This window comes from Yersinia sp. 1252 StPb PI, assembly GCF_048593885.1.
Lineage (GTDB): Bacteria > Pseudomonadota > Gammaproteobacteria > Enterobacterales > Enterobacteriaceae > Yersinia > Yersinia enterocolitica_E.
In genome coordinates this window covers 1-2845 of record NZ_JAZGQE010000305.1, presented here as the reverse complement: position 1 = coordinate 2845, position 2845 = coordinate 1, and the positions used below count along the sequence as shown (strand labels likewise).

Here is a 2845-nt window from a genome sequence, read left to right as displayed (position 1 = left end):
TTCCTTGACTATTTCTTATTTATTTTAATATTCTTCTTATGCAAGAACACCCCCACATTCTAATAACTCTTTTTCAAATTCTTTTACAGCCTGTTCACCACACTTCAATGCGATATGTTGAACACGGTTAGCTCGTTCTATTAAATCCTGATGATGTTCAGTGAGATATTGTTCATTACTTAAAATAACGGTAGCTAATTGGTCTAATTTATCGTTTGTGTATTCGATTAACGAGAATAGATTGATATCGTCCTTATCAAAATAATTCAGGTCTAGATAGATACTTTCAAGTTCATTCAAAATCTTATTTGTCTTCTTCACTGCTTTCTTCTGTTTCTGTTTTTTCAAAAAGTACATCATAAGTAGTTTCCTTGTTTTTATTATTGTTGTTGTTTTTATATCACCGCATTCTGACGTGATAGACGTGGTGTTTTAGATGAGTACACCAAAAGACATAGGGTAGCTTAGGTTTTATTAGAACTCTTCTCACAGCTTGCAAATTCACACGAGAATCACATCATAGGAGTGCTATTGCGGTTATTACCATCGTTGCGGCAGGTAATTGTGAAATAATCAATGTTGGTGCTACTTGTGGTAAAGCTACAACCGTCAAAGTGAGTAAGAATAGTAATGTCAGTATCTTCAATTCACCTCCTGTTCAATTCTCTTTGATTCCTGTTGGGCTATCCAAATAAGATATCCTGCAATTGACCATCCACGAGCATTGCACTGTTTCAGTAGTAGTTGATACTGGTAGCTTTCCAATTCTATAATTAATTTCTTCTTCATTATTTTATGATCCTCTATTCGTGAACTGGAACCCACATCCCCACCTGATGCTCGTTTAGCTCGTACTGGTCGCGACGGTTAAAGTACAACCATCCCATATGAGGTATATTGGCATAGTCTTTTTGATAGTAACCACCTTCTAAATAATCCACACCATCCTCAGTGATCTTAAGAGTTTTCTTCCGTTTATTCTTTATGTGCTTTATCTCTGCTGCTGTCAGTGCATAGTACAAGGAGTTTGGTTGTTTAATCTGACTGTTTACACAATCGTTATAGCTCTTAACACGGTCTATATTGCATGTACGAATAACACCCCCTATTTAGAATGGTTCAGGTATATGATCACAATTACCAGATTGAATACCTACATCTGGATAATAGTATTGTTTAGGCTCAGGCTTCTTAACAACTGCTACATGCTTATAGTCTGACCTTGCAAAATCTGGGAGGTCGTCTTCATCTTCATTGTGCTTTGGCGAATAAATTTCTATCGGTTTTTCTTTTATCTGTTCTATTTCTTTAATGGCTATTTCTTCTACTTTTAAGCTTTCATTCACTGATTCATTATCAGAGACTTTGTTAGCCTGTGATTTTGCTTCTATAAAGGCACTTACAGGCTTAGGCTGTACCTTTGCATTGGTTAAGCAGTTAACCTGCTCTAATGGCTGTTCTGCACGTTCATAGCGCGTGCCTTTTAGCTGACCTGTCAGGTCTGTTTTGAATCCTACTACTTCATTAATATCTAAAACATAGTAAATGTTTGAAAGGCCTTTCCGAGATTCTTTCTTAACAAGACCGAGCTCCTCAAGTCCTTTTAAATGTTTACTAATTGTTTTAATCCCCGCACCTAAATCCTCTGCTATTCGCTTTTCACTTGGATAAACAGCGCCACCAGTATTCTCTTGAAATGTTAATAAGTAGCCATAAAGAAATTTAAGTGACCAGCCGAATAACTTCTTTTCTCCGTTTATAATAATATGTTGAATGGAGCTAACATCAGTATAGTTTTTAGAAAAGGTTCTTACATTATTATTGTTGTTGTTCTCTGTCATTATTTCCCCTATCGTTGGAGTTATCGTTGTTTGTTTTATTCATTTCCTGTTTAATCAAATATTTTATTGCTGCTGGTCTAGATTTATTCGGGTAGTTATCATCTAACCACTGCACCAGCTCTCTAGGCAGTTCAACTTGCATTTTTTCATGCTCCTAATGAGATTAATTCTTGTTGTAACTCGTTTACTTTAAATTTAATAACTGCAATTCTGTACAACTGACGGCGCTCTTCTGTTAGGTTACGCTCTCGCTGATATCGAAGTGCGGTAGTTAGTTTTAACTTTCCGGTATTTAAATCATTTAGGATATCTTCTGAAGTAAATCTAAGTGTGTTAGTTTGTGGCTGTTGTGTTGTCATTTTATTCCTTATAATTTTAATGCAAAAAAGGCCACCTCTATTATGGTGACCTCATATGTATTACTTTATGTGTGATTGTATTTTTCTATCTCAGAGCAAACTCTCTTGCTCCTACTATTATATTAGTATAAATCCGGCCATATGTCAATAAATATCTAACTTATTTTTGTTGTATATATCCAATATTACAATAACAGAAATAAAATCGTTTTGCAAGTAGTCTGGAAATTAATAGGTAAAACCTTGCATAGTTGTACTGGCTTATATAGTTCAATCTCTCTTTCAGGTTCTTCTTAATCTCTGTATCTGCCTATCCCTTGTAATTTCCCTTTGTTTTAGCTGTTTTAGTATATACTCTATAGGGTAGCTCATCTTTTCTGTTTAAACGTCTTGTAGCCTTTAAAATCGCTTCTGAATCGTGTCTCTATCCTTGCATATGGTAATATAAAGATTCTTTCTATCTATGAGGTTGTAGTCTGTCTCTCTTTTAAAAATAAAAGCCACTACTATAAGAGTAATGGCTGAGAACACTCTAACCGAGTGAGTCTCACTCTTTCAGCCATAACAGATAATGTGTTCCAGTAACGCTGTACCAGCTATCCACCAATCTAACTGGAAAGTATGTAATAGGCTTTTAGAAGAACC

Annotated in this window: 4 protein-coding genes; all 4 read right to left on the bottom strand. The window is 35.3% G+C overall.

Features of this window, described 5'->3' with window-relative positions; all coding sequences use genetic code 11:
- Positions 1 to 36: 36 nt before the first annotated feature.
- Positions 37 to 360, bottom strand: a complete 324-nt coding sequence (locus tag V2A85_RS22980) for a hypothetical protein (protein ID WP_420072471.1) — start codon at positions 358 to 360, stop codon at positions 37 to 39.
- A gap of 749 nt (positions 361 to 1109) precedes the next feature.
- Positions 1110 to 1841: a helix-turn-helix domain-containing protein gene (locus V2A85_RS22975; RefSeq protein WP_420072470.1), complete on the bottom strand. Its 732-nt coding sequence runs from the start codon at positions 1839 to 1841 to the stop codon at positions 1110 to 1112.
- Entirely contained in the window at positions 1819 to 1983 is a 165-nt protein-coding gene (locus V2A85_RS22970; RefSeq protein WP_248579086.1) for a hypothetical protein, read from the bottom strand. Before V2A85_RS22970 ends, V2A85_RS22975 begins: the two co-directional genes overlap by 23 nt.
- A gap of 4 nt (positions 1984 to 1987) precedes the next feature.
- On the bottom strand, positions 1988 to 2200 hold the full coding sequence (locus V2A85_RS22965) for a hypothetical protein (RefSeq protein ID WP_420072469.1): 213 nt from the start codon (positions 2198 to 2200) through the stop codon (positions 1988 to 1990).
- Between the last annotated feature and the right edge of the window lie 645 nt (positions 2201 to 2845).

Bases quoted from the DNA above. Each gene is read 5' to 3' on its own strand.
- V2A85_RS22965 (WP_420072469.1), bottom strand. From the start codon at position 2,200: ATGACAACACAACAGCCACAAACTAACACACTTAGATTTACTTCAGAA.
- V2A85_RS22970 (WP_248579086.1), bottom strand. From the start codon at position 1,983: ATGCAAGTTGAACTGCCTAGAGAGCTGGTGCAGTGGTTAGATGATAAC.
- V2A85_RS22975 (WP_420072470.1), bottom strand. From the start codon at position 1,841: ATGACAGAGAACAACAACAATAATAATGTAAGAACCTTTTCTAAAAAC.
- V2A85_RS22980 (WP_420072471.1), bottom strand. From the start codon at position 360: ATGATGTACTTTTTGAAAAAACAGAAACAGAAGAAAGCAGTGAAGAAG.